This window comes from Kitasatospora sp. NEAU-CNBT7 (assembly GCF_057220535.1).
On sequence record NZ_JBXQQB010000030.1, the window covers coordinates 1 to 25245 of the forward strand.

The window sequence follows — 25245 nt, forward strand, 5'->3', positions numbered from 1 at the left end:
AGAGCTCGTAACACGATCTTGTGAATCGGTGCAGGTCGGCCGTAACCGGTACGACGATTGAGCTGTTCGTGATGGCGTGAGCACCAAGCCGTGGGCCGTGGATGACGAGTTGTGGGCGATGATCGAGCCGGTCCTGCCGGCCTGGCCCGAGCGGTCACCGGGACCGAAGCCCGTGTCGGACCGGCTCTGCCTGCAGGGCATCCTCTTCATTCTCTACACCGGGATCCCGTGGCAGCAGCTGCCCCTGGAGCTGGGCTTCGGCTCAGGCCAGACATGCTGGCGGCGCCTGGAGCGCTGGCAGGAGGCCGACGTCTTCGACCGGCTGCACCGGATACTGCTCGCCGAGCTCAACGCGGCTGGCGAACTGGACTGGAGCCGCGCGTGCGTGGACGCCTCCCACGTACGCGCGAAAAAAGGGGACCGGCGACGGGCCCGTCGCCGGTCGACCGCCGCAAGACAGGCAGCAAACACCACCTGATCTGTGACGGTGGCGGCACCCCGCTCCACATGATCACCACCGCGGCCAACGTGAACGACGTCACCCAGACCCTCGCCTTGGTGGACGGAGTACCGCCGGTGGCCGGCCGGGTCGGCCATCCCCGCAAGCGCCCCGACGCCCTCCTCGGTGACAAGGGCTACGACAGCAACCCCAACCGGCGCGAACTCCGCAGGCGCGGGATCCTGCCGGTCATCTCCCGCAAGGGGCAGCCCGACATCAAGGGACTTGGCAAGCTCCGCTACGTGGTGGAGCAGACCTTCGCCCTGCTCCACCAGTTCAAGCGACTGGCCATCCGCTGGGAACGACGCCTCGACCTTCACAACGGCCTCGTCTCCCTGGCCTGCTCCCTGATCTGCTGGCGCCGCCTCAAGAAGGCTGCCCCATGATCGTGTTACGAGCTCATAGCCAGCAGGTTTTCTACATCCCCGGCCGCCTGGTGAACCGGGCGGCCGACGGCTACCGCGGTGAGGGCAAGACCGACGCCCGCGACGCCTACGTGATCGCCGACCAGGCCAGGATGCGCCGCGATCTGCGTCCGATCCGCCCCGGCGACGAGGCCGCCATCGAACTGCGGCTGCTGACCGGCCGCAGGGCCGACCTGGTCGAGGACCGCACCCGCGCCGTCAACCGCCTGCGCGGCACCCTGCTGAGCATGTTCCCGGCCCTGGAACGCTCCCTGGAGCTGACCAACGTCGGACCGCTCAAGCTCCTGATCGGCTACCAGACCCCCGCGGCCATCCGCCGCGCCGGCGTCGCCCGGCTGGCCAAGTGGCTGGCCAACCGCAAGGTCAGAAACGCAAAGTCCCTTGCCGAAACGGCAGTTGAGGCCGCCGAGCGACAGTACACCTCCGTTCCCGGGGAGAAGACCATCGCCACGCTGGTCCACACCATGGCCGAGGAGGTGATGGCCCTCAACGAGCACATCGCCGAGATCGACAAGCTCATCGAGGGCCGGTTTCGCGAGCACGAACTCGCTGACATAGTCCAGAGCGTCCCCGGCATCGGGGCGATCCTCGGCGCCGAGTTCCTCGCCGCCGTCGGCGGCAGCCTGGAAGGCTTCGACTCCCCGGACGCCCTGGCGGCCTTCGCCGGTGTCGCGCCCGCGCCGAGGGACTCCGGCAAGGTCAGCGGCAACCTCCACCGGCCGATCATCTACCACCGCCGGCTCCAGCGTGTGTTCTACACCTCCGCGCTGGTCAGCGTCCGATGCGATCCCAACTCGAGGAAGTTCTACGACCGCAAACGCGCCGAGGGGAAGAAGCACGTCCAGGCCGTGCTCGCCCTGGCCCGCCGACGCGTCAACGTCCTGTGGGCCCTGATCCGTGACCGGCGGTGCTACCAGGTAGCACCGCCGGTCACCGAGGCTGCTTGACAACGACATTAGGAAGCCCGGCCGGTGTACGGCTGGCGCGCGGCGTCCCGCCCGCCGTCGAGCTCCGCGCGCAGGAACGCCACCTGGCGCTCCAACGTCTCGATCCGGCGTGCCGCCGGACCGGATGCCGCCGCCCGATGCCACAGGACAATCAGCCGCTCCACGTCCGCCACCTGCGCACCCGAGCGGGCCAGGGCACTCTGGAGGGCCTCCGCCGCCCACGGGTCCGGCAGGCGCCGGCCGCGCAGGAACCGCGAGAGGCTGGGGGCGCTGACGCATCCGGCGGCGGCCAGCCGGTTCTGGGTCAGCCCGGTGGAGGCCAGCGCGTCCTGCAGCGCCCGGGCGAACGCGGCCCTGTGCGGGGGTGTGCCGTCCTCGATCGGCCACCTGCGCCCGCCCGCCTCCGGACCCGGCGCAACCGGCACGGCGGGCGGGGCGGACGGCGCGGTGGTGGTCCGGGGTGCGGGGTCGTGCTTGCGGGTGAGTTCGGCGGTGCGCAGCCGGGCCCAGGTGTCGGTCCAGGGGCGGGCGCCGGTGGTCGGTGTGTCGCCGGTGACGGCCATGGTCAGAAGGCAGGCGATGACGACTCCTTCGACGGCCTGGCGGCTGGGGAGGGTGGTGCGGGTGGGGGCGAGCGCGGCGCAGAGGGTGGAGGCGGAGATCTGGCTGTGGCGGGCCATCCGCTGGTAGGAGGGCTCGCCGGCCCAGATCCTCAGTTCGCGCAGGGCCTGGAGGAAGGCGGGGACGGTGCGGATGTTTCGGGGTGAGCGGGGCCGGTCGAGGACCTCGTAGCGGCGGGCGGGTTCCTGGCGGTGGCGGGCGATCAGCCACTGTTCGCGCCAGTGCTGCTGCTCTCCCCCGCACGCCTTGGCGTAGGCGAGGGTGACGTCGAGGCTGGGCAGTTTCGTGCCGGAGGCCGCCTCGGACAGCACGGTGGTGCTGTAGCCGCTGAGCCGGGCGACGGCCTTCAGCGGCGGGCTGCCGGCCGCGCGGCGCAGGCGGCGCAGTTGTTCGGCGAGGATGCGGTGGGGGGCGTCGGGGTGGATGGGGGTTTCGGGTCGGGGCACGCGCTGTCCTCCTTCACCAGGGGTGGCGGCGCCGCGCGTTCGAGGGCGCCGCCACCAGGGTGTGGGGTGAGGGTCAGCTGGTGCGGGCGAGGTCGCGGGCGGCGGCGCCGATCGCGATGACGGCAGCGGTGGCGGAGGCGATGTCGTAGCCGCGGGCGAGCAGGATGATGACGATCACCGTGGCGGGCACGAGGGCCCGCACGGTGCGGCGCCGGCCGGCGGGCAGCGGGATCTGCAGGGACGGCAGGCCGGCGGCGGGCGCGGGGAGGGGCAGGATGGTCATGGGTGGTTCCTCTGATCCGGGCGGATGTGCGGTGCGGTCACGGGATTGCCGGCCCGTGTCCGTTCCACCACTCTGGCACGGCCTGAATGGCCGTCAGTGCCGATTTCGGGGTGGCGTTTTCCGGTGATGTGCGCGATGTCGCAGCCTGCGGTCAGCAGCTGGGCAGGCGCCGGGGCGGCCCGGTCGTTTCCGTCCGGCGGACAACCGGCCCCGGCGCGCAGGTCACCGCGAGGGTTGTCCGTGTTCGTGCGAAGTCGTGCGAAGGGACGGTTTCCTCTTCCGGCAACGCCTGGTGACGGGTATCAATCATTCACAGATGCGCTGCCGGTCGTCCCTGCGGCGCCGGGAGACGTGTTCCCTCTGATCCGGGCACTCCCCCACCCCTTCCCGGGGGGACTTCCGAATTGCCGCGGAAGCCCCGGCACCATCGGCGGCACCCGCACACCCGGGGGCCGCCGTTCGGCGTTCCCCCGAACCACCCGCCCCGGCAACGGCACGCCGCCGGCCGGGCAACGGCACGACGCCGGGGTGCGGCCCCGCCGCCCGTAGCCCGGCGCGCCGCAACGGCTACGGTCGACCGCGGGTACAGGTACGGGCACGCGGCGGGAGGCGGGACGGGTGGGCGGACAAGAGCCGGACGACGCCGGCGGGCCGTGGCCGCTGCGGGTCAGGGTGTCGGGCGGGCGCCTGGACCACCGCGCCCGGTCCCGGACCGCGGCCGGCCGCCGCTCCGTGCAGCGGGTGTGGCTCGAGGTGGCCTGCGGCCGGCACCGGATCACCGAACACGACTTGGACCGGGTCCTCTCTGGCAAGGACTGCGCCGCCTGCGAACAGCGGGTCGCGGACGACACCGACCCCGCCCGGGCCCGAAGGCGAGCAGCCGCGAAGGAGGAGGGCCGGGCAGCCGCGCGCCGCCAGGAAAGCCTGTTCCCGGCGGAGTCGGCCATCTGAAGCACACTCCGGCCGGCCCCCACACCGCGGGCGCCGGGCTCCGCCCCGGGCCGGTACGGTCCGTTCGGACGCCGCGGCGGGCGGGCACGGCCGGGGCGCCGCATGCTGGTGCTCCAGCGCCCCGCCGTGGACCCCCGAGCACGGCGGGGCCCTCACCACGATTCCGGTCCCCGTCGGCGGTGCGGCGGGAGCGGCCACGGTCGTCCGGTGCACGGACCGGCCTGGCAGCTACCTCGAAGGCTTGGTGACGGGTCGCCGGCGCCGATTCGCCGCTCGTCCTACCGCGGGCCGGGTGCCGCAGTGTCCAGGGTGGCTGTGCCGGCGGGGCGGGTGCCGGGGCGAGCAGGTCGGTCTCCTCGGATCCGCCGGGCGCCGTGCCACCGCTACAGGGCTCGCGCCGTGCAGGCCTCGCGCTCCCGGTCGACGGCCCCGGCGCAGCGCCCAGGCGATCGGGCTGGACCCGCTTGCGCTTCGACGCGGTGATCAGTCCTGGCCCGGGTCCGTGTCGCTCACCGGGTCCGCGACGTGCGGTTCGGGGCGGGCGGTGCTGTCGCTGCGGGGGCGGAGCGCTCCGTCGGTCAAGGCGGCCAGGGTCCGGCCGAGGTCGGCGAGGGCCTGTTCGCGGGTCAGCCGCTCACGCGGGAGCCGCCGGAAGGCGCGCGGCCGGGCGGCGCGGTGCGCGAGGCGGGCGCGGCGCGGATCGCGGGCGCGGGCGCCCGGCCGTGGCGGGCGCGGGTCGCCGTCCTCGAAGGAGCGGGCGCGCCGTTCGATCTCCTGCTGGATCTGCCGAGCGCAGTTCCAGTTCCACAGCCACAGATTCCGCCACGGGCGGACTTCATCCCTGAGTGCGCGAACGCTCCGGGCAGCGGCCTCGCAGTCCGCGTCGATCGCGTCCGTCTCGAGGCGGGGGAACTGCTCCTCGAGCAGTTCCGCTTCGCTCACCGGGTCCCTCGAGTGCGGCGCCCTGCTGTGGGCGGCCTTCAGGTCGGCACTGACCATTGCCTCACCCTGGGCGATCAGGAGACGGTTCTCCTCGATGAGGGCCTGCTCACGGGCGACGTGCTCGCGCAGCCGACGTCGTTGCGCGGGGGGCCAGGTGCCTTGGGCGAGCAGGGTCCACCACGGGAGCAGGGCCTGGGCGGCAATGCGATCGGCATCGTCCTGCTGGAGATCGGTGGCGTCGGCGCCTGCGGCACAGAGGGTGGCCATGGTCCGTGCGCTCTTTGTCCTGTCGGCGGCTGCCCTCAGGCCCTCGCGGCGATTGCGCAGAGCGACGCAGGCGCGGCCTCGGCCGCCGAGTGCATCGTCGTAGAGCCGGTTGGTCTCCTCGATGACGGGTTCGATCCATGGGTCGGCCTGCTGCATCACCTCGCGGGCACGGGCCAGGGCTTCGGCCAGCTCAGCGTCGGTGCGATCGCGGTGAGGGCGCAGGTCCGGGTTGGGCAGGTCGAGGTAGCGGTCGACGGGGTCGGGTGCGCTGACGTACTCCCGCCTGAGCAGGCCCTCCTGGCCGCGCTGCAGGGACGGATCGTCCGAGGCGCCCGGGGCGGTCAGGCGCAGCCAGGCGTCGGTGAGGCGGTCGGCGTCGGTGCCCGACAGGACGCGTCGTGAGGTGCCGGAGGCGTCCACGGCGTACACGGTGTACACGAGGGTGCCGAAGGTGCGGCGGATCAGGAGGGTGTAGAGGGTCGGGCCGACCTGCCAGGCCGGGCCGACATCCGTGATTTCGTCGCCGTCCTCGTACAGACAGGCTGTCAGGTCGCTGTTGTCCACGAGGCGTTCGACGGCCATGGCGCCCAGCCACGGTGAGTCGTCGGCGTGTGTGTGCCGCTGCCGGTCCACCGGCGGGTCCCCCTTTCCTGGTCTGCTCCGCCCGGGCCGCTGTCCGGGGCGGGACCCGGTCCGGGAAGGGTGTCGGTCCGGGTCCCGCCCTGGGGCCCTGGGGGGCGGCGGCCGGTTCGGGGGCGGCGCCCGGCCGGCCTGGGCCGTGGTCGGGACGGCGGGCCTTGCGGTGGCCCGCCGTCCCGGGGCGCCGGTCCGGGTGGGCCCGGCCGGATGCCAGGCTGCCCCGCCGGGCGGTGCGGGCGCAGCCGGGCCGGGCCGGGGTGTGCCGGTGGGCGGGACGCGGCGCGGCCGTTTCCCGGCAGGCGGGATCGGCGGGGGCAGGAAGGTGCCCGGCGGTCGTTGGCAGGCCTTTCATGACCCTTGTGGGGCGGGGTGCGCCCGTCCCGCGCGGGCCGTCTGCTGCCTGCTCCGGTCTCCTGGCCGGCCGTCACGCGAGGGAAGAGGGTTGGCCGATGTGCGCGACGATGCGGCTGGCGCGCCCCGGGGCGCCGACTCGGCGGGGTGAGGGGTGGTGAGCGCGGCGGCGGAGTCTTACGCCGAGGCCGCGGTGCTGGGCGCGGTCCTGCAGGATCCGCGGCGGGCGCTGGAGGTACGGGGGTGGTTGCGGGCGGAGGACTTCGCCGACCCGTGGCGCCGCGAGATCTACCGGGCGCTGGTGGAAGGACACCTGTACTCGCACCCCGATGTGCTGTCGCGGCCGCCGCACGAGCGCACCCAGGTGTTCGGGTACCTGGTGCTCCAGCAGCTGCAGCGCACCGCGGCGGTGCAGGGCTGGCAGGTGTCCGCCGAGGACTGGGGCCACGTCGCTGCCTATGTGGGCGACCTGCCGCGGCCCGGGAGCGTGCCGAACGCCGCCCACGCGGCCGGCTACGGCCGCGCCGTCGCGCAGGCCAGCCACACGCGCACCGTCGGCGCCCAAGGCGAGTTCGTCGAACAGGCCGTGCTGGCCGCCGTCCTCGCCCGCCCCGACCAGGCGCAGCAGCTGCGCGGCTGGCTGCGCGCGGAGGACTTCGCAGACCCGTGGATGGGGCAGATGTACCGGGCGCTGGTGGAGGAGGACCTCGCCTCCCACCCGGCCGTCACCTCCCGGCCCCCGGGGCCGGAGCGGCAGCAGGTGCTCGGCCGGATGCTGCTCGAGCAGTTGCAGTACAAAGCCGCCGAGCAGGGCTGGACCGTCTCGCCGGCCGCGTGGCCGAAGGTGGCCGGCAAGATCGGGGACCTGACCGGGATCCACCAGGTCCCGCACCCGGAGCAGGCCGCCCTGATCGGGCAGCGGGTGCTGCAGTCCAGCATCCAGCGGCAGGTCGCCGAGGGCGGGTGGCGGGTGGAGCGCAGCCTGGTGCACCCGGGGGCGCTGGCGGCGGGGATGGAGGTCAACTCCATGCTCGCCACGCTGCAGGAGCTGGAGTCCCGCTGGGAGCGGGCGATGGGCAGGCCCGGCGCGGTCGGGGCGAGCATGCCGCCCGCCGCCGGACGCCGGCCGCACCTGGCCGGCACGGAGGATGCCGTGCTCGGGTCGCTGATGCGCGATCCCGGCCAGGTGGAGCAGGTGCGGCAGTGGCTGCGGCCGCAGGACTTCACCGCGCCCGGGCGGGCCGAGCTGTACGCGACGATCACCGCCGCCGCGGACGCCGGCGGCACCATCGACCCGGTGCTGATCGTCTGGGACGCCCACCGGCGCAGTGCTACGCCGGGGGCTCTCACCTCGGACGAGGTGTGGGAGATCGCCTCGGCCGGTGTTCCCGGCGTTGCCGCAGGCGGCGGCCGGGCGCTGGTGGAGGCCAGCATCGTGCACCACGTCCGGTCGGCGGCCTGGGCGATCGAGGCGACGGCCGGCAACCCCGCCACCGCTCCCGGCCTGGTCATCGCGACCGCCCGCGGCCACCTGCAGCACGCCTCCGCGCAGTCCGCACGCCTGGCGCAGGCGAACCGGCACACCGCCGCACCGGCCCGGAGCGCGGTATGACCACCCCCGGCCCACCCGGTGGCCACCGGGCGGGCGACGCGGGGACCCCGCACACGGGCGGCGCCGTCCGCGGGGGCGGGGCCCGGGAGACGGGGCAGGTGCCGCACGACCTGGCCGCCCCGTGGCGGGACCTGCCGATGCTGGCCCTGGTCCTCGCCCAGGCCTTCGCCCCCGCCGCCGCACGCCCCCGATGGGCTCGGGCCCTGTTCGCCCCGTTCTGGCTGGTCGAGATCGCCCTGCAACGCGCCTCGGGCCAGGTCCTGTCGAAGGGGCCGGCCCTGCTCGTACTGCGCCCGCCCCGCCCCGGCATCCGCCACGCCGCCCGCACCCTGGCCCTGCTGCCCTTCGCGGTGGCGGCCCTGTACGCGGCGATGACACCGCCGGCCCTGGCCGGGGCCGCGGTCGGCGCGGCGCTCGGCCACCACGCCCGCGCCGCCGGGGCCGCCGCCGGAACGGCCGCAGGGCTGGCCGCGGGCTGCGCCCTGCTGCTGTGGCAGCTGGCCTGCCTGGGCCGGGCGGCCCGCGTGGGCGCGCAGCTGCGCGCCGAGGCGGGGCAGGTGCGGGGGCGGTGGGTGGAGGTGGCGTCGCTGGCCGGGGGCCGCGACGGGCAGGCCACCCGGGACCTGGTGCGCGAAGTCCTGCAGTGGGCGGACCGTCAGCAGGTCGCGCTGGTCGCGGTGGCGGCCGACGAGCGGCTCGGGCGCCTGTACGGGCGGGCCGGGTTCGCGCCCGCCCGCGCCGCCTCGCCGGTACTCGTCCGCGCCCCCGGGCCCGCCGGGTCACCGTGGCGCCCGGGCACCGGCCGGACCGAGTAGGTCCCGCAGCCACCGGCCAGCCGCGGCAGCTCCGCCGAGGGCCCGGAGCGTGCCTGAGCGGCCGGCCGTTGTCTCGGCGCCTTCGAGTGCTGCTGCACCCGGCCCCGGGCCCGCCCGCTGGGCCACGGCCGGACCGGGCAGGCCGATCGGGCCCGGCGCAGGTGGCCACGCCACTAGCATCGGCGCCAGGCGTGCGGGAGCCGCGCCCTGGGAGGGAGCGATCACCATGGACGGCAACGGCCACCTGGCAGTGCTGCAAGCGCAGTTCGAAGAGCATGTGAGGCGCGGGATACCCGAACTGCAGGCCCTGGGCTACGACCCGAAGGTGTTCCGGATGATGGTCCTGAGGTCCGGGGCGGTCGGCGCCACGAAGCAGCTGCTGGGCAAGCAGGTCGTCACCGACGGCTTCACCAAGCTGTGGGACATGGGCCGGCTGGACGCGAGCGTCGAGTACGCCGTGTGCCTGCCGTGGTTCCGGGACCTGTTCACCGCCGACGAGATCGAGTGGGCCGAACGCCGTCTGCTACTGCACGAATTCCCGGTGCACGCCCAGGACCTGATGCCTCCGCCGTGGTACGTGGAGCTGACCTCGGGCCCGCCACGGCGCACGCCCGAGGAGGACGGCGCCAACACCGGGCAGGGTGCGCAGGGCGGGCCGTCACGAGCGCCCGGCTACAGGGAGATCGTCCAGGCGCTGGAAGCCGTCTCGGCCGACACGGTGGCCACCAGGCCGGCCACGGGGACCGAGGCCGTCCGCTCCCAGAGGCTTCGGGCCCTCGTCGTCGAACGGTCGCAGGGGCGGTGCGAGAACCCGGCGTGCACCAGTGCCGGCTTCGCGGGCATCAACCGCGCCGGGCAGCCCATCCTGGAGGTCGACCACGTCCGGGCGCTGGCAGAGGGCGGCCCGGACCACCCGGTCAACATGGTCGGGATCTGCCCGAACTGCCATGCGGTCAAGACCCACGGCCGCGACGAGGACGCCGGCCCGCTCCGGGCCCTGCTGGCGCAGGTCGCCCGCGAGCGCCACGCGGCCGCCATGGCCCGCACCTGACGCACACCGGCGCCCCGGCGCCCGGCTGCGACGATCCCAGGGATGAGAATCGGAAGGAGAGCCGATGGCCAGTGACGGCAGCGCCCGCACCGGCAGCGCCATGCTGCGATCGTTCCTGGCGCAGCACCTCGGCACGCCCGCCCCGCCGCGCCTTGGCGCCGCTGCGGGCCGGCCCCTGGCGGGCCCCGGAGGCGTGCGGGCGCCGGGCCTTGCGCAGGCCGTCCCGTCGGTCCGCAACGAGATCGCCGGGGGCCTGCTCACCGGCCCCGTCGTGCAGGTCGGCGCCGTGAACGGCGACCTCCTGGTCGGCGGCGGCCGCCCGGTGCGGCCGGACGCCGCCGAGGTCACGGCCTGGACCGGACCCCGCATCGACGACTGCCCGGGTCTGCGGGAGGCCCTGGCGAAGGGCACGGTGCTTCCCACCGCGGCCGAGGCGTTCGGCGAGTTCGGCGGCCACCATTTCCACACGGCCATCGTCCTCAACTCCGGGTCCAGGCCGGTCCACGACGCCACGCTCTGTGTCCCGGCACCCCACGCGGTCCTGCTGGACGGCGAGGAGCCCCTGATGATCGTGGCCGTCGGCCTGGTGCCGCCCGGGGAGCAGGTCGAGGTCGAGATCGGTGACCGCGGCCAGTTCGCGCCGCAGTTCCCCGTCCCGCTGGAGGTCCACCTCACCGACACCGACGGCATCCGCTGGTATCGCGACGACCGCAGCCGGCTCCACCTGCGGACCCCCATCAGGTGAGCAGCCGGCCCCGGCGGGGCCGTCGCCCGGGCGGCCCGGCCCGGCGACCCCCGGTTCAACCTGCGTCCCGGCCCGCCTCGATCCCGGTGACGTACCGTCACACCGCAGGGCGGGCCCGGGATGCCGGTCCCGCCGTTGACGGCCCGGCCGTCGGTGGCCGGTGCGATGATCCCAGGAACGAAGAGGCAACGGGAGGAGAGCAACGTGGGTGTGTGGGACATCAACCCCTACGGCAACGACACCGCCGCGCAGTTCGCCGTTTCCCTGGACCGGGCCGGCGCGCACGAGCGGGAGGGCATCGTCCGCGAGGCGCTGGAGCGGGCGGCCGGGTGTGCAGGGCACCTGGAGGGGGACGACGGGGAGCGGGCGGTGGCCGCGGCCGCCCTGGTGGTCGCGCAGCTCCCCGGAGGGGATCCGGTCAACACGATCTACGGGCCCGCCGGCCCTCTGCCGGTGTTCCCCGCGGGTCTTCGGCCACTGGCGATCGCCGCCCTGGACCGGGTCGCCGCCGGGCGCTCCGAGCTCGCCGAGCGGTGGTCGAACCAGGCCGACGGGGTGCGCTGGCAGATGGAGATCAAGTACCTGCGCGACGCCCTCGACTCCTCGGCGCCGGACGCCCCCGCAGGGTCCTGACCGCACTCCGCTCCATCACCCAACATGTGCGAGCTGATATACACCGGCGGCCCGGGGCGCAGCCGCCCATGGCCGCGGCGCCGGCGCTGCGGGCCGCCGTCCCTAGGTGGTCTGCGCGCCGGCGGCGTGCTCGGTGATCTTGTGCAGCTCGAAGCCGTCGAGGACCTGCTCGATCGCGGCGCCCGGGTCCCAGCCCGTCGCGGTCTGCACCCGGAAGATGTGGTGCAGGCAGTCGAGGGTGAGCTCGGCGCCGCGCACCACAAGCTGCAGCAGCGCCGGGCCAGGCATGGGGCCGGGGCCGACGACGCGGGCCAGGACCGGCGCGGCGCTGTCCCGCAGCGAGAGGCCGCCGGGCAGCTGCTCGGCGAGGGCGAGGCGGGTCAGCTCGACGAAGGCGTGCCCGAACACCGTGGTGTCCGTGGCCAGCAGGCCCGCGTCCAGGCGCTCGAGGACCTCGGCGATCTCCCGTACCTGCCCCGGCGCCGGGGCCACCGCAGCGGCCGGGAGCGGCCCGCCGGGCAGGGGGTGCCGGTCGGCGGCGGTGCGCAGCGCGGTGTAGGCGAGGCGGGCCAGGGCGCCGGTGACGGCGAGGGCAGCGTCGTGTTCCTGCAGGGGCCGGTTGCGGTGCGCGAGGTGGTGCAGGGCGTCGCGGGTGTCGGTGCGCAGCGTGGGGCCGGCCGCCCGGCGCACGAGGTGCAGCGCGTAAAGCTCGCTGTCCTCGTACAGGCGCTGGTACGGGTCACGCGGCACGGCACACTCTCCGGAAGGTCGATGTCGTCGGCCGGGCCCCGGGGTGGGGCCCGGCTGTGATCGGCGGGCTGGTGCGGGTGTCGGCCCGCTGCCGCTCCAAGACGTACCACCCGGGGGTGACAGTTCCCCTGTGACAGTCCCCCGCGCTCCCCGTGCTCAGTTAGGCGGGGCCGGGGAGCCGGCCGTGGTGCGGGCGGGTTCACGGGAGGAACTGGGCGAGGGCGCCGGTGGTGGCCGCGGCGAGGGTGAGGACGGCGGCGAAGGTCGCGGCGGCGCGCATGACGGCTGCGGGGTAGGTGGCGCCGTCGAGGCGCGCCAGGGTGCCCGCCGCCGCGGCGGCCAGTAGCGCGAACAGCACCACCAGAGCGGCGGCGAGGACGACGATGGCGAGACGGGTCACGTGGATCTCCCTGTACGGGGTGGGATGTTGACGTGACCGAGGTTCACGCAAACCGTGTTCGCCGTGGTTCGGGCCGCACGATGATGAACAGCGGCGAACACACGTGACTGGGGGGCGGATGCCGCACGAAGACGGCGGGCTGCAGGAACCGCTGGCCGAGCTGCGCGACAGGCTGGCCGACGCTCTGGCCCGCAAGCGGCTGACCAAGACTCGGCTCGCCGGGCTGTCGGGGCTGGGCCGCACGACGGTCCAGGAGGCGTTCCGGGCCGACGGTCCCGCCCCGACGGCGGAGACGGTGGCGGCGCTGGCAGGCGTGCTCGGCCTGCCGCAGGCGGAGCTTATGGAGCTGCGGCGCAGGGCCGCCGGCGCGGCCGATCCCGGGGCGGGACGACGGGCCGGGCAGGCCGATCGGGGAATGGGATCCTCACGACCTGGAGGTCCACCCCGCCGACGCCGCCAGCGGCTTCGGTGCCCGATCGGAGCGGGCGCTGCCCGGGTACGTCCGCCGTTCCCACGACGAGGTGTTGGCCTCGGTGGTGGGCAAGGCGAAGGCCGGCCGCAGCGGGATGCTGGTCCTGGTCGGCTCCTCCTCCACGGGCAAGACACGGGCGTGCTGGGAGGCCGTCCGGCCGCTCGCGGCCGACGGATGGCGGCTGTGGCACCCTTACGACCCGACGAGGGCCGAGGCCGCGCTCGCCGATCTCGAGCGCGTCGCACCGCGCACCGTGGTGTGGCTCAACGAGGCGCAGCACTACCTCGGCGACCACCGGGCCGGCGAGCGCATCGCGGCCGCCCTCCACACCCTTCTCACCGGTCCCGCCCCCGGCCGCGGTCCGGTCCTCATCCTGGGCACCTTGTGGCCCGAGTACAGCGACCGGTACACGGACTTGCCCGTTGCCGGCGCCCCCGACCTGCACAGCCGGGTCCGCGAACTCCTGACCGGCCGCACCCTCACCGTCCCCGACACCTTCGGCCAGGACGCGCTCGACGCCGCGACCGCCCTCGCCCGGGGCGGCGACCAGCTCCTGGCCGACGCCCTCACCCGCGCCCGCGCCCACGGACGCCTCTCCCAGGACCTTGCCGGTGCACCCGAGCTCCTGCGCCGCTACGAACACGGCAGCCCCGCCGTGCGGGCGCTGCTTCAGGCCGCGATGGACGCCCGCCGGCTCGGCGTCGGACTGCACCTGCCGCACGCCTTCCTCACCGACGCCGCCGCCGACTACCTCGACGACCACGACTACGACCAGCTCACCGAGGACTGGGCCGAGGCCGCGTTCGGTGACCTCGCCCGCCCCGTCCACGGCAAGCAGGCACCCCTGCGTCGCGCCGGTGCCCGCCCCGTGCGACGCCCCCCGGGCGGCCCCGCGCTGGCCGAGCACCTGGACCCGTCCGGGCCGGTGTTCCGCCTCGCGGACTACCTCGAACAGCACGGCCGTGCCAGCCGGAGCAGGCTGTGCCCTCCCGCCTCCTTCTGGCAGGCCGCCCATACCCACCTCGCCGCCCGCCCCGACGACCTCAACAACCTTGCCGCCGCCGCCGATGCCAGGCACCGCCGGCAGTGGGCCCACCACCTGCGGCACCGGGCCGCCGACGCCGGCCACCCCGGCGCACTGACCGTCCTGGCGGAACTTCGGGAGGAGGCCGGGGACCGGGAAGGCGCCGAGACCTTGCACCGCCAGGCTGCCGCCGCCGGCAACGCCTACGCACTGACCAGCCTGGCTCTGATGCGGGAGGAGGCCGGAAACCGGGCGGGCGCCGAAGCCCTCACCCTGCAGGCCATCGATGCCGGCAATACCTACGCGCTGGCAAACCTGTTGCAGATAAGGAAAGACGCCGGGGACCGGGAAGGCGCCGAGGCCCTCGCCCACCGGGCCGCCGACGCCGGCCACGCCTTCGCACTGGTCATCCTGGCGCGGATGCGCGAGGAAGCTGGGGACCGGGAAGGCGCCCAAGCTCTCGCCCACCGGGCCGCCGACGCCGACCTCCCAGAGGCCCTGGCTGTCCTGGCGCGAATGCGAGAGGAGGCCGGGGACCGAAAAGGCGCCCAAGCTCTCGCCCACCGGGCCGCCAACGCCCGCCACCCAGAGGCCCTGGCCGTCCTGGCGCGAATGCGAGAGGAGGCCGGGGACCGAAAAGGCGCCGAAGCCCTCGCCCACCGGGCCGCCAACGCCGGCCACACGATCGTGCTGGCGAGCCTGACGCAGGTGCGGGAGTCAGCCGGAGACCAGGAAGGCGCCGAAGCCCTCGCCCACCGGGCCGCCGACGCCGGCCACACCGATGCCTTGGCCATCCTGGCGCTGATCCGGGAATCGGCCGGGGACTGGGAGAGTGCCGAAGTTCTCTACCGCGTGGCCGCCGACGCCGGCGACGCGGGCGCGATGTCCGACCTGGCGCGAATGCGGGAGGAGGCCGGGGACCGGGAAGGCGCCGAGGCCCTCGCCCACCGGGCCGCCGACGCCGGCCACAGCTACGCCCTTGCCCAGCTGGCGAAGATCCGGGAGAAGGTGGGCAATCTTGACGGGGCCGAAGCTCTCTACCGGCAGGCCGCCGACGCCGGGCAGCTCAGCAGCCTCTTCGACAAGAGATGGCCGCACGGGCTGGATCCCGATGGTTCGCCCACTCCCCCATGGCGCTGAACGCGCCGCTCCGCGGCGCGGGTGAGGGCACACGGGCCCGGCACCGGGCTCGCGGCGGGCACTGATGCCGGGGGCCGGGACGCATTCGCACGGGCCGGGTCAGTGGAGGGTGACGGGGAGGATGAGGTCTCTGACGGGGAACAGGCAGGTGCGGGTGCTGCAGGCGGCGTAGGACACGACGCCCTGGGCGTCGGCGGGTCCGGTGCGGGTGACGGGCAGTGTGACGGTGACCGGCCCGTCGGGGTAGACGGGCACGGCGGTGTCCAGGCCCGGCAGGTCGAGCAGTTGGACCGGCCGGTCGGCCGCGGGGGCCCGGTGGCGTGGAGGCCGCCCCGGACGTCGAGCGCGGTGGGTGTGCCGAGGCCGTCGGTGCCGTCGGCGGGCAGGGTGATGCTGTAGAGGTGGAAGCCGGGGGGCTCGGGCCGGTAGGTTGCCCGGACGCTGTCGGGTGACACCATCACGGTGACCTGCACGCCGCTCTGCTCGGCGGAGACGGTGGTCGTGCCCGCCGGGGCGGGGCGGGTGGTTGGCGGCGCCCAGTGGATGCCCGCGGCCGTCAGCGCGGCGGCGCCGGCCAGCAGCGCGACGACTGCCACGGGTGCCGGTCGAGCGGCCGGGGTCTTCGCGGTTGCGGGCATCACAGGTGGGGCTTCAGGAAGCCGATGATCTCGGCGGCGCTGTTCGGCCGGTCGTTGTCGAACAGGCCGTCGTTGGTGGTCGCCTCGACCGTTCCCTGCGGGGACAGCAGGACCAGGCCCGGTATGCCGGTCTTCCTCAGGTCCAGCCCGTACGCGGCGGCGATGTCCAGGTTGACCGAGGCCTTGCGGGGGCCGGTGTCGATGCGGACCCGGTGCAGCGGCTTGACCATCGTCTGGACCTTGGGCGACTTGAAGGCCTCGTCGAGTTCGGCGCAGCCGGGGCACCAGGAGGCGCCGAAGTCGATGAGGACGGGTTGGTGGTCCTGTGCGGCCTGGTTCAGGGCGTCGTCGATGTCCTGCCATGCCTGGCGGTCGGCGTCGAAGCCCGGGGGGAGGTGGATGGCGGCCGCGGTGGGGCCGGCCGTCGGCGGCTGGGTCGCGGTTGCCTCGGGCGTCGGGGGCGCGCTGGTGGCTGTTGCCGGGGCGGTGGCGGCGGCGGTGGTGACTGCTTGTTGGGCGGCTGCGGGTGCGCCGGGACTGGTGGCGCCGCTCGAGCAGGCCGCGGTGGCCAGGCAGAGCGCGGCGGCGAGGGCGAGTCGGGTGGGGAGGGCGGTGAGGTGTTCGGGCATCAGGCGGGTGCTCCACAGATGATCACGGGGAGTGGGCAATGTAGCGGATGCCCCGGGCCGTGGACTCGTGGATTTTCTTCGCGGGCGGGCCCGGGCGGGTTCGGCGCTCGCGGCGGTGTCCTCGCGCGGGGTCCCGCTCCCCCGGCGGCGTGCCGTGGCCGGCGGCCTGACGGCGGGCCGGGGTGGTCGCGGGCCGGGCGACGGGCCGGTTCAGGGTGCGTGGTGGCCGGGGGCCGGGGTGATGCGCCGGCCGGTGCCGTTGCGGGCGTCGTCGAGGAGGGTGTCCCAGTCGGTGTCGGCCAGCCAGTCGTGGCCGGCGAGGAGCCGGGTCCGGTCGGCGAGGCCGGCCCAGGTTCGGCAGTGCTCGACGCCGAAGGCGTGGGCGTCGGTAGGTAGGAGGCCGGCGCAGGCTGCGTGGTGGTGGGTGACGTGCCATCGGACCGCCGGGGGCTGCGCCAGGATCGCGCCGACCGTCCGGGCGGGGCCGGGGTTCTCCCGTTCCCAGCGGCGCACGGCGCGGTGGTGGTCGGCGAGTTCGCGGGCCGTGACCCAGACCTCGCCGCGGCCTTCGGCGACGGGGTTGTGGCAGGCGTCGCACAGGGCGAGGAGTTCGCCCTCGGCGGGCGGGTGGCCGGTGCCGGTCACGAGGCGGCGACGGCGGGGACGGCGGGCCGGGTGGGGCGCGGCCCCGCGGCGGCGGGGTCCTTGGATGTGCGGCGGGCGCGGGCCGCTCGCCGGCGGATGCGGCGCAGTTCGGCTTCGTCGACGCCGCCCCATACGCCGGACTCCTGTCCGGTCTCCAGCGCCCACAGCAGGCACTTGGCGCGCACCGGGCAGCGGGCGCAGACTTCCTTGGCCACCTCCATCTGGCGCTGGGCGGCCGGTCCACGGGTGCGCAGGGGGAAGAACAGCTCGGGGTCGTGGCCCTGGCAGACCGCGTCGGGCAGCCAGTCGCGCCTGGGGGCCTGGACGATGGGCCGGGGCGGTGTCATCGCATTCCTCGTCTCGTCGTGGTGGCGGGGCGGATGGCGGGGCGCGGCAGCCGGGCCGGGCGGGGCCGCGGGTTCCCGGCGCCCCGGGCGGTGGCCGGGGCGGTGTCGGCGGCCGGGCCGGAGGCGGGGGCGGTGAGGTGCTCGGTGAGGTGCTGGCGGTGGCGGGCCAGGCGTTCGGTGCCGTCGTCGCGCGGGGGCGGGGCGGGCAGGTCCATCACCGCGCGCAGCGCCCTGAGCGCCGCCAGCGTGGCGGGCCTCTCCTTCTGGACGATGTCGTCGAAGCGCCGGCGGGCGGCGTCGTAGCGGGAGCGGGCCTCCTCCAGGCGCGCGGCGGCGGGCCTCAGGTGACGCTCCCTCGCGCGGCCCAGCGTGGACAGGTCCTCGAGTTCGCTGCCCAGGTGGGCCATGGCGTCCTGGGCGCGGGCGAGGGCCTGCAGGTCGGTGCCGTAGCCGAGCCGGTCCGTCAGGCGGTGGTCGGGGCGGGGGAAGTGCTCGGCGACGGCGGCGCGCACCGTGGCGCGCTGCTGCGCCAGGGCCTCGTCCAGCAGGGCGCGCCCGGCGTCGAACGCCGCGGTGTGGGCGGCCTGCTCGGCGAAGTGGACCTCCAGCGGGCGCAGCCCTGCGTTCTGGGCGGCTGTGCGGGCCTCCGCTGCGGCGGCGGCCCCGATCTCGTGCAAGTGCGGCTCGTGGGCGGCGGCGGCGTGCTCCGCGTCGGCGAGGGCGAGCAGGCGGCCGAGGACGGCGTGGCGGCCGGCGGTCTCGGCGAGGACCGTGCGGGCGGGGGCGGTGCTGCCGGCGGGCCGGTCCCAGTGGCCGGCGGCGGTGTCGCGGGAGGTGTCGGCGACGTAGAGGTGGGCCTGGGTGAGGGTGGTGTCGTCGTCCGCGGCGGCGCGCTGGGCGGAGGGCACGCGGCGGCGCCAGTGGAGGGCGGCGTCGGCGTCGGCGGCAGGCTGGGCGGGCAGCGGCAGTGTCGAGGGCGGCTGCAGGACACCGGCGGCGGTGGCTCTGACGCGCTCGCGCACGGCGGCGTCCAGGTGCAGGTGGTCCAGGGCCCCGTCGAGAGCGGCGTCCAGGTGCCGGCGGTCGGCCGCGGGCGCCTCGGTGCGGGCGTGGTCGGCGGCCTGCGGGGCGGCCTGCGGTTCGGTGCGTACGCGGGCGGTGAACGCCTCGATCAGGGCCGGGCGGCGGGCCGGGGCGGCGGTCAGGAGGTCGCGCTGCAGGGCGGCGGCGCCCTGGTGCCAGCACTCGCGCTGGGCGTCGGTCAGGTCGGCGGGAGGCTTGGCGGCGGGGTCGACTTCGGCCAGGCGCTGCTCGTACCAGGCGGCGGCCGCGCGGGCCGCGGGCTGCTCGCCCGCCGACGGAACGGCGTTCAGGATCCGCCAGTTCGCGGTGAGCAGCTGCTTGTCGGAGGCGTCGACGGGGCCCCGGGCCTGCCGGATGGCGCGCTGGGTGCGCATGGCCGTCATCACCATCGGCCACGGGTCCTCGGTGCCGGGGTGGCGGGCGAGGAGTTCGGCGACCACGTCCGGGGCGGGCAGGGCGGGGAACGCCGTGCCCCAGGCGGCGCCGGCGCGGATCCAGTCGGGGCCGGCGGGATCCTGCCCGTCCGGCTCGTCCCGGCGGTCCCACAGGCGGTCCTCGAGCCAGTCGGCCTGGGCGGTGCGCAGCGTGTGGCGGCGCACGTCGCCGGGGGCGAGTTCGGTGAGGGCGCGGTGGACGATGTCGCCCGGCCGTACGGGGTGCAGGGTGTGGTTGTGGTCGGGTCCGGTGGTGTGGGCGATGACCTCGAGGTGGCCGGGGCGGTCGGTGTCGAGGAAGAACTGCGCGGCGGTGGCGGGGTCGGTGGTGAGGAGCGAGGGCCCGTCGGTGCCGGCGAGGTAGGGGTCGGTGTGGACGCTGGTGAGTGCGTAGTACGCGGGCTCGGAGGGCGGCGGCGCGGTCAACGGGCTGCCTCTCTTCCTTCTCGTTCCGGGTGGGGCCTGGTGGGGAGAGGTCGAGCGTGCGCGGGCGGGTGGGGCTGGGGCAACGGCGGTGCGGGCGGGGTCCCGGTGGGCGGGACGGCCGGGTGCGGGCCCTCCCCCGTGGCGGGATCGGTGTCGCCGCGCCGCCGGGGTGCGGGGTCGTCCGGGCCGGCCGGTCCGGCGGCCCGGGGCGGTGTTCTGGTCGCGGGGATCGGCTGCCGGTGGTGACGCTCGGCCAGGGGCGGCGTACGCCTTGCGGGGCCGGTGGTGTTCGGCCTGGGCGCCGGGGTCCGGCAGCCGGGCGGGCGGGGCGGCGGCGGGCCGGGGTGGTGGTCAGCGTCGGCGGCGGCCACCTCTGCGGGGGTGGGAGGGGTTGCCGGCGCGGGGCGGGCGTGCGTGCGGGCTGCCCGGGCCGGTGGTGGCCTGGTGGGCGGCGGCTTCGAGGCGTTGGCGGTCTTCCTCTCGGCGCAGGCGCAGGAGTTGGAGGCGGTCGTCGATGCGGGCGCGGCGGTAGAGGTCGAGGGCGTCGGCGAGGTGCCGGTGCTCGGTGCCGGGGTCGTGTTCGGGGGCCTCGCCGAGCGGGTCGTTGCCGGTGATGTGGTGGCGCAGGCGCCAGTCGGCGACGGCGGCGACCAGGCGCAGGTAGAGGTGCTGCTGGGCGGTGTCGTCCTCGTCGGGGGCGGGGATCTGGTCGATCCAGGCCTCGGGGGCGGCGGTCGAGGTGAGGGTGGCGGCGAGGGCGTCCTGGGCGAGGTGTTCGGCGCGGGGCAGCAGGGGCGGCGGCGCGGGCGCCCTGCGGACGGCGGGCGCGTCCGTGTCCGGCACGACGGCCGGGCCGGTGGTGTGCGGGCCCGCGGCGCGGGTTGCGGGTTGCGGTCCGGGTGCAGGATGCGGGTGGGGGGTGCGCAGCAGGCGCAGGCGGGTGAGGTGGTCGAGGGCCTGGCGGGTCAGCTGCCCGGCCGCGTCCGGGTGGGGCTGGTGGGCGGTGCTGGTGGCGTGGTGCAGCGCGCGGATGCGTCCCTGGAGGGTGTCCCAGGCGGCGGCGAGCTGTTCGGTTCCGGGTCGGGGGCCGGGGCCCGGGTGGTGGGCGGGGACCTTGTGCAGGGTGCGCCAGGCCTCGGTGAGGGCGGCGGTGCGCTCCCAGCGTTCGCGCAGCGCCCGCCCGGCCTCAGGTGGCGGGAGGGGGCCGAGGGGGGCGGCCCAGGCGGGGATGTCGGCGGCGAGGTGACGGTCGATGATGTCGCGGCGCCGGGTGAGGTGGTGGGCCCAGTCGGCGGGGGTGTGGGGGTCGTCGATGGCGGCGGCGGGGGTGAGCCAGTCGGGCAGATCCGTGTCGGTGCTGTCGTCGGCGGGCGGGCGGTTGGGCAGCAGCCGGCGCAGGCGCTGCTCGGCGGTGGCGCGGGCGGTGACGGCTTCGGCGCGCTGCCAGGCGTCGCGGGCCGCGGCCGCGCGGGCCCGCGCCGCCGCGGTGTCGGCGGCGGCCGCGGCGGCGGGGTCCGGTGCGCCGGCGGGTGAGGCGGGGCGGGTGCGGTGGTGGTCCTCGCGGGCGCGGTCGCGCCACGGCATCGCCCGGCGCAGCGTCTGTTCGGCGCGCAGCCGTACGAGGTCCTCGACGGCGGCGAGTTCGGCGCGGTGGTCGCCTTCGTCTGCGGCCCGCCGTGCGGCGCGGCGTGCGGTGCGGAGCCTGTCGGCGAGCTGGCCGGTGGTGAAGGTGCCGTAGGGGCGCTGGGGCCAGGGCGGGTGGCGGCGGCCGTGGGCGGTTGCGGGGCGTGGTGCGGCGGCGGCGAGGGCGTCGGCGGCGTGCAGTTCGGTCAGGGCGCGGGTGCGGTGCTGGTGGGCGAGGGCGGTGATGCGGTCCAGTTGGTCGTCGGTGAGGGTGCGCAGCAGGCGGGTGGTGGGGTGGGGGTCGGCTTCGGCGTGGGCTTCGGCGGCGCGGGCGGTGCGCAGGCGCTGGTCGATGCGCCAGGCGAGGACGGCGCCGGGGACGTCGACTGCGGTCAGGGGTCGCTCCTGGTGGGCGGCGGCGAGGATCCGTTCGGGGGTGAAGCCGGCCTTTTCGGCGCGGGTGAGGGCGTTGGTGACGGCGGTGAACGCGTCGTTGGTGATGAGGGGTTCGGCGGCGGGGCCGAGCGCTCGGCGGGCGGCGGCGGTGTGGCGCAGGCGGGTGGCCTGTTCGGCGGCGTGGGCGTATTCGGCGGTGAGCTGTTGGATGCCCGAGGCGCGTTGCTGCTGGTCGCGGATGCTCTGGCGGGCGGAGGGGGTGAAGCTGCTGTAGGTGGCGATGCGGGTGAGGGCCTGGTCGATGCTCTGGTCGTCCTCGAGGGCGATGTAGAGGTGGTTGGCGGCTCGGCCGCGGGTGGCGGCGACGTAGGCGGCTTCGCGGGAGGTGCGGGTGGTGAGCAGGGCGTGGGAGCGGGTGACGGTCATGCCCTGGGCGCGGTGGATGGTGGAGGCGTAGCCGAGTTCGCAGTGGGTGCGCAGGTAGTCGGCGGGCAGGGTGAGGCGGCCGCGGTGGCGGGTGTGGCGCACGATCGCGTCGCCGGCGGGGGTGTAGCGCTCGATCGCCCACACGTCGCCGTTCTTGACGAAGTCCTTGCCGGCGCGGCAGGTCAGGCGGCGCTGGTTTCGGCGGGTGACGATGAGGTCGCCGACGTGCGCGTGGTGGCCGTCGCGCAGGCGGGCGGGTTTCGGGCGCCACCGTGAGGGCTTGTGGAGTTGGCCGCTCTGCATGCGCCAGGTCTGGGCGCGGCGGTTGAGGGCTGCGACGAGGTCGCGGTCGGGGGCGGTCATCAGCGGGGTGCGGCCGGCGGCGAGGTCGGTGCGCCAGGCGGTGAAGACGGCGTCCGCCATCGCGGCCGGGGTGCCGCCCTTGACGCGGTTCTGCTGCCGGTACCAGGTGAACGCGTCGGCGGGGTCGCCGTCGCGCAGTTTCAGGGAGGCGGCGGCCTCCTGGGGGTGGCGGAAGCGGTGCACGGCGGTGAGGTGGACGGCGCCGACCTCGGTCTGCAGCAGCCGCAGCGCGCCGCCGGCCTCGACGGCGGCGAGCTGGGCGGGGTCGCCGATCAGGCGCACGTGCGCGCCCGCTCCCGCGGCGAGGCGCACGACCTTCGCGAGCTGGGCGGTGGCGGCCATGCCGGCCTCGTCCACGATGATCACGTCGCCCTTGCGCAGGCGCTCGGTTCGGGGCAGGACGAGCCGGCCGGTGGCGGCGAGGTCCTGGCGGTGCAGCCAGGAGTGGAGGGTGTGGGCGGGGCGGCGCAGTTCCTCGGACATGACGTGGGCGGCGCGGGCGGAGGGGGCGAGCGCCACGGTGGTGTGTCCGGCGGCGGTGACGGCGTTCGCGGCCAGGCGCAGCGCGGTGGTCTTGCCGGCGCCGGCCGGGCCGATCGCGGCGGCCAGGGCGCGGTCGGAGGTGGCGAACGCTCGTGCCATGGCGCGCTGTCCGGCGTCCAGGGGGCCCTTGTGGCGGGCGGCTGTTTTCTCGAAGGTCCGCGTCGTGCAGGCGGGGGTGAGGCGGGTGCGGGCGGCGGCGACGATGCGGTCCTCGGCGGCGAGGACGGCGGGGGTGGTGTAGAGCTCGGCGCCGCGGCGGCGGTAGACGCTGGTGCCGTCCGGGCGCTGCAGCGGCGCGAACGCGGGGTTGATGTCGGGCGGGGTGAGGTCCAGGCACAGGCGCTGCAGGGCGTGGTCGCAGATCTGCTCGGCCCAGCCCTCGCCGCCGCGGCCGAGCGTGGCGCGGGTGACGTGGCGGTGGGCCTCGGCCAGCAGGTGGCGCTTGCCGAAGACGGCGCGGTGCAGGGAGACGGTGGCCACCACCTCGCGGGCGGCCGCGTCCACGTCCAGGATCGGCGGGCCTTTGGCGCGGCGCGCGTCACGGGCCGCGGCGCGGACATCGCGCAGCAGGTTGTCGACGACGGGGCGGCCGAACGCGGCCGCCGCACCCAGCTGCCAGCGCTCGCGCAGCACCGCGAGCGGGGTCGCGGGCTTCTTCGCGGGCCGGGTCTGCAGGGCGGCGTGGCGCATCAAGGCGATCCGGGCCGCGAGGGCGGGCTCCCTGCCGTGCTCGGCCCGGTAGGCGGCGACCAGCCGGGGCAGCAGCCGGCGCACCTGCCGGGTGCGGGTGGAGTTCGCTTCGATCAGCTCCGCGCCGATGCCCGCGATCTCCATCACCGGGCGCCGGCCCTGCTCAACGTGTCGCTCGGTCACCGCCAGGTCCAGGGCGGTGCACACCCGCCGCAGGACCTCGGCGTTGTAGAGCTCGGAGGCGGCGACGGCCTGCGCGAGGAGCAGCCGGCCGTCGATGGTGCGCCACCGCCCGTCCGGGCCCTGCACCTTGTTGGCGATCAGCACGTGGTCGTGCAGCAGCGCGTCGCCGCACCGCGAGTCGAAGTGCCGGAACCTCACCGCCACCAGCCCCGTCGTCACATCGTGCTGCGCAACCCCGCCGGGCCCGGTGCGGGTGGCCAGCGCGTTGTCCTCGATCCAGGCGAGCGTGACCGCGATGGCCTCCTCGTGCGCTTTCTCGACCGCCTGGCGGGTGGCGTCGTCGCCCATCCTCCACAGCCAGTTGACCGAACCGGGCGGGCGCAGGACCGGGTGGAACGCGGCCACCGGCTGCCGGGGCGGACGGGTGGAGCGGATGATGTACCGGTTCAGCTCGGCCCCGTCCCTGGGCGCGCGCCCGAACTCGGCACGGAACGCCAGCGCACCGACCTCACGGCGCAGCGCGCGGCGCTCCTCCGTCCGGGCCGGCCGCCCGGCACGCTGCTCCCACGCCTTCACCCGCTGCTCGATCGCGGCCGCCAGCTCGGTGGGCTGCTGCCCGAACCCGTAGAACGCGGCGCCCAGGCGCGCCGCCCGCTGCGCCTGGCGGATTGTCGCGCCGGCGCGCAGCCGCTCGGCGATGATCTCGTCCGCCCGCGGGTGCAGGCCCTCCCCGAACAGGGCCGCCATCTGCGCTTCGGTGACCTCGCCGGCGACGCCGAGCAGGGCCGCGGCCCGGCCCGTCCACACCCCGGGAGGCACGCCGCCGCTCTTCTGGTGCTCGGCCAGGTCGCGGCCGCGGGGCCGCAGTTCGTCGCCGGTGGTGATCTGCCGCATGAAGTAGCGGTAGCCGTCGCCCGGTGTCATTTTCGAGAAGTCCACCGTCACGGGCGCAAGGGTGAGCGCCGGGCGGGCGCAGATGCAAGAGCTGTCGGGATCGCGGTTGCGGCTTCCCGGCCCTGCCCGGCCCGGCCGGGACCACGGCCCGGGCCGCCCGGGCACGGGTGGCGCAGATTGCCGGTGCGGGTGTTGCCGCAGGCCGGGGACGGTGCGGGGGCGCCCGGGGTGGAGGGTGGTGCGGGTGGGGGGCGGTCCGGGTGCGGGGCGGGAAGTTCGGGTGGCTCGGCGGGGTGCGGATCCCGCTGGGCGGGATCCGGGGTGCGGTCCCCTTCCGGCGGGCCGGTGGTGGCGGGTTGCCTGGTGGGGTGTGGCGTCCCGGTGTTGGGGTGCCCGTGGGTGAGAGATGGGGACGTGGGATGGCGAACGGTGCGGGTGCGGGTGCGGGTGGGGTTGTGCGGGGTGCGGTGGCGTCGGTGGCGGCGCGTCGGCGGGCGCGGGAGTTGCGGGCGGGGTACGAGGCGCGGGAGGTGGCGTTGGTGCGGGGGGCGGAGGAGTTCTTGACGTTGGTGGAGCGGACGGGGTCGGTGGTGGAGGGGATCGAGGGGCAGATCGGGGTGTTGGTGCGGGAGTTGGAGGTGGTGCGGCGTGAGGGGTGGGAGCGGGGGGCGTGGGTGGCGGCGGGGATGCGGGGTGTGTTGGTGCGGGGTGTGGGGGTGCGGGAGGAGGAGGTGGCGGATCGGTTGGGGGTGGAGGTGGGTGAGGTGCGGCGGATGTTGGCGTTCGTGAAGGCGTCGGGGAAACCCGGTCCCACGGTCGGCGCGGGGGGCGGGGACGTGGCTGGTGCGGGGGCGGGGGCCGGTGCGGGGGCAGGTCGGGGGCGTTCGGGTGGCGGCGGGAAGGGACGGGGCC

The 25245-nt window shown here is 75.8% G+C and carries 19 protein-coding genes and 1 pseudogene; 9 read left to right on the forward strand and 11 right to left on the reverse strand.

The genetic code is table 11. The annotated features are described in order from the left end of the window. The first annotated feature begins 118 nt into the window (after nucleotides 1-118). Together AC2TEW_RS29905 and AC2TEW_RS29910 are read left to right on the forward strand one after the other, a co-directional pair. A protein-coding gene (locus AC2TEW_RS29905) for an IS5 family transposase (RefSeq protein ID WP_484626548.1) occupies nucleotides 119-885 on the forward strand; the annotation gives its coding sequence in 2 pieces (ribosomal slippage) (nucleotides 119-425 and nucleotides 425-885; 768 coding nt in all). An 11-nt stretch (nucleotides 886-896) separates the two neighbouring features. Beyond that, nucleotides 897-1871, forward strand: a pseudogene (locus AC2TEW_RS29910) (IS110 family RNA-guided transposase); the annotation flags it as partial. Between the two features lie 8 nt (nucleotides 1872-1879). On the opposite strand, the gene AC2TEW_RS29915 reads toward AC2TEW_RS29910, so the two are convergent. Together AC2TEW_RS29915 and AC2TEW_RS29920 are read right to left on the reverse strand one after the other, a co-directional pair. Beyond that, nucleotides 1880-2938, reverse strand: a complete 1059-nt coding sequence (locus AC2TEW_RS29915) for a helix-turn-helix domain-containing protein (RefSeq protein WP_484626480.1) — start codon at nucleotides 2936-2938, stop codon at nucleotides 1880-1882. Between the two features lie 73 nt (nucleotides 2939-3011). After that, entirely contained in the window at nucleotides 3012-3221 is a 210-nt protein-coding gene (locus tag AC2TEW_RS29920) for a hypothetical protein (RefSeq protein WP_484626481.1), read from the reverse strand. A gap of 618 nt (nucleotides 3222-3839) precedes the next feature. On the opposite strand from AC2TEW_RS29920, the gene AC2TEW_RS29925 reads away from it, so the two are divergent. After that, nucleotides 3840-4172: a hypothetical protein gene (locus AC2TEW_RS29925; protein WP_484626482.1), complete on the forward strand. Its 333-nt coding sequence runs from the start codon at nucleotides 3840-3842 to the stop codon at nucleotides 4170-4172. Between the two features lie 483 nt (nucleotides 4173-4655). On the opposite strand, the gene AC2TEW_RS29930 is transcribed toward AC2TEW_RS29925, so the two are convergent. Next, nucleotides 4656-5963 carry a hypothetical protein gene (locus AC2TEW_RS29930; protein ID WP_484626483.1) on the reverse strand — a complete coding sequence of 436 codons (1308 nt, stop codon included), beginning with the start codon at nucleotides 5961-5963 and terminating at the stop codon, nucleotides 4656-4658. Between the two features lie 565 nt (nucleotides 5964-6528). Here AC2TEW_RS29930 and AC2TEW_RS29935 point away from each other — a divergent pair. The 5 genes from AC2TEW_RS29935 (at nucleotide 6529) to AC2TEW_RS29955 (ending at nucleotide 11227) form a co-directional block, all read left to right on the forward strand. Next, on the forward strand, nucleotides 6529-7983 hold the full coding sequence (locus tag AC2TEW_RS29935) for a DnaB-like helicase N-terminal domain-containing protein (RefSeq protein ID WP_484626484.1): 1455 nt from the start codon (nucleotides 6529-6531) through the stop codon (nucleotides 7981-7983). A 98-nt stretch (nucleotides 7984-8081) separates the two neighbouring features. After that, nucleotides 8082-8798, forward strand: coding sequence for a hypothetical protein (locus AC2TEW_RS29940; RefSeq protein ID WP_484626485.1), 717 nt, complete (start codon nucleotides 8082-8084; stop codon nucleotides 8796-8798). Nucleotides 8799-9024: 226 nt separating this feature from the next. Next, entirely contained in the window at nucleotides 9025-9849 is an 825-nt protein-coding gene (locus AC2TEW_RS29945; RefSeq protein WP_484626486.1) for an HNH endonuclease, read from the forward strand. A 64-nt stretch (nucleotides 9850-9913) separates the two neighbouring features. Beyond that, nucleotides 9914-10594 carry a hypothetical protein gene (locus AC2TEW_RS29950; RefSeq protein ID WP_484626487.1) on the forward strand — a complete coding sequence of 227 codons (681 nt, stop codon included), beginning with the start codon at nucleotides 9914-9916 and terminating at the stop codon, nucleotides 10592-10594. A gap of 204 nt (nucleotides 10595-10798) precedes the next feature. After that, nucleotides 10799-11227, forward strand: a complete 429-nt coding sequence (locus tag AC2TEW_RS29955; protein ID WP_484626488.1) for a DUF4259 domain-containing protein — start codon at nucleotides 10799-10801, stop codon at nucleotides 11225-11227. Between the two features lie 102 nt (nucleotides 11228-11329). On the opposite strand, the gene AC2TEW_RS29960 is transcribed toward AC2TEW_RS29955, so the two are convergent. Continuing rightward, complete coding sequence (locus tag AC2TEW_RS29960; protein ID WP_484626489.1) at nucleotides 11330-11977, reverse strand: hypothetical protein; 648 nt, start codon at nucleotides 11975-11977, stop codon at nucleotides 11330-11332. Nucleotides 11978-12176: 199 nt separating this feature from the next. Continuing rightward, nucleotides 12177-12377 (reverse strand): hypothetical protein, encoded by a 201-nt coding sequence (locus AC2TEW_RS29965; protein ID WP_484626490.1) that lies wholly within the window; start codon nucleotides 12375-12377, stop codon nucleotides 12177-12179. A gap of 533 nt (nucleotides 12378-12910) precedes the next feature. Between AC2TEW_RS29965 and AC2TEW_RS29970 the strand changes: the two genes are divergently transcribed. After that, entirely contained in the window at nucleotides 12911-15013 is a 2103-nt protein-coding gene (locus tag AC2TEW_RS29970; RefSeq protein WP_484626491.1) for a tetratricopeptide repeat protein, read from the forward strand. Nucleotides 15014-15112: 99 nt separating this feature from the next. Here AC2TEW_RS29970 and AC2TEW_RS29975 read toward each other — a convergent pair whose 3' ends face one another. From AC2TEW_RS29975 to mobF, 6 genes are all read right to left on the reverse strand, one after another. Beyond that, nucleotides 15113-15268 carry a hypothetical protein gene (locus AC2TEW_RS29975; RefSeq protein WP_484626492.1) on the reverse strand — a complete coding sequence of 52 codons (156 nt, stop codon included), beginning with the start codon at nucleotides 15266-15268 and terminating at the stop codon, nucleotides 15113-15115. A gap of 382 nt (nucleotides 15269-15650) precedes the next feature. Next, a complete protein-coding gene (locus AC2TEW_RS29980; protein WP_484626493.1) occupies nucleotides 15651-16280 on the reverse strand; it encodes a thioredoxin family protein in 630 nt (209 codons plus the stop codon). Nucleotides 16281-16490: 210 nt separating this feature from the next. Beyond that, complete coding sequence (locus AC2TEW_RS29985; RefSeq protein WP_484626494.1) at nucleotides 16491-16925, reverse strand: hypothetical protein; 435 nt, start codon at nucleotides 16923-16925, stop codon at nucleotides 16491-16493. Continuing rightward, nucleotides 16922-17272: a WhiB family transcriptional regulator gene (locus AC2TEW_RS29990; protein WP_484626495.1), complete on the reverse strand. Its 351-nt coding sequence runs from the start codon at nucleotides 17270-17272 to the stop codon at nucleotides 16922-16924. Before AC2TEW_RS29990 ends, AC2TEW_RS29985 begins: the two co-directional genes overlap by 4 nt. Then, a complete protein-coding gene (locus tag AC2TEW_RS29995) occupies nucleotides 17269-19215 on the reverse strand; it encodes a hypothetical protein (RefSeq protein WP_484626496.1) in 1947 nt (648 codons plus the stop codon). The genes AC2TEW_RS29990 and AC2TEW_RS29995 overlap by 4 nt, the downstream gene beginning before the upstream one ends. Before the next feature lie 351 nt (nucleotides 19216-19566). Further along, nucleotides 19567-24384 (reverse strand): MobF family relaxase, encoded by a 4818-nt coding sequence (gene mobF / locus AC2TEW_RS30000; RefSeq protein WP_484626497.1) that lies wholly within the window; start codon nucleotides 24382-24384, stop codon nucleotides 19567-19569. Nucleotides 24385-25245: the final 861 nt, after the last annotated feature.

Coding starts and splice junctions, on each gene's coding strand:
- AC2TEW_RS29920 (WP_484626481.1), bottom strand. CDS start 3,221: ATGACCATCCTGCCCCTCCCCGCGCCCGCCGCCGGCCTGCCGTCCCTG.
- AC2TEW_RS29930 (WP_484626483.1), bottom strand. CDS start 5,963: ATGGCCGTCGAACGCCTCGTGGACAACAGCGACCTGACAGCCTGTCTG.
- AC2TEW_RS29990 (WP_484626495.1), bottom strand. CDS start 17,272: ATGACACCGCCCCGGCCCATCGTCCAGGCCCCCAGGCGCGACTGGCTG.
- AC2TEW_RS29980 (WP_484626493.1), bottom strand. CDS start 16,280: ATGCCCGAACACCTCACCGCCCTCCCCACCCGACTCGCCCTCGCCGCC.
- AC2TEW_RS29950 (WP_484626487.1), top strand. CDS start 9,914: ATGGCCAGTGACGGCAGCGCCCGCACCGGCAGCGCCATGCTGCGATCG.
- AC2TEW_RS29945 (WP_484626486.1), top strand. CDS start 9,025: ATGGACGGCAACGGCCACCTGGCAGTGCTGCAAGCGCAGTTCGAAGAG.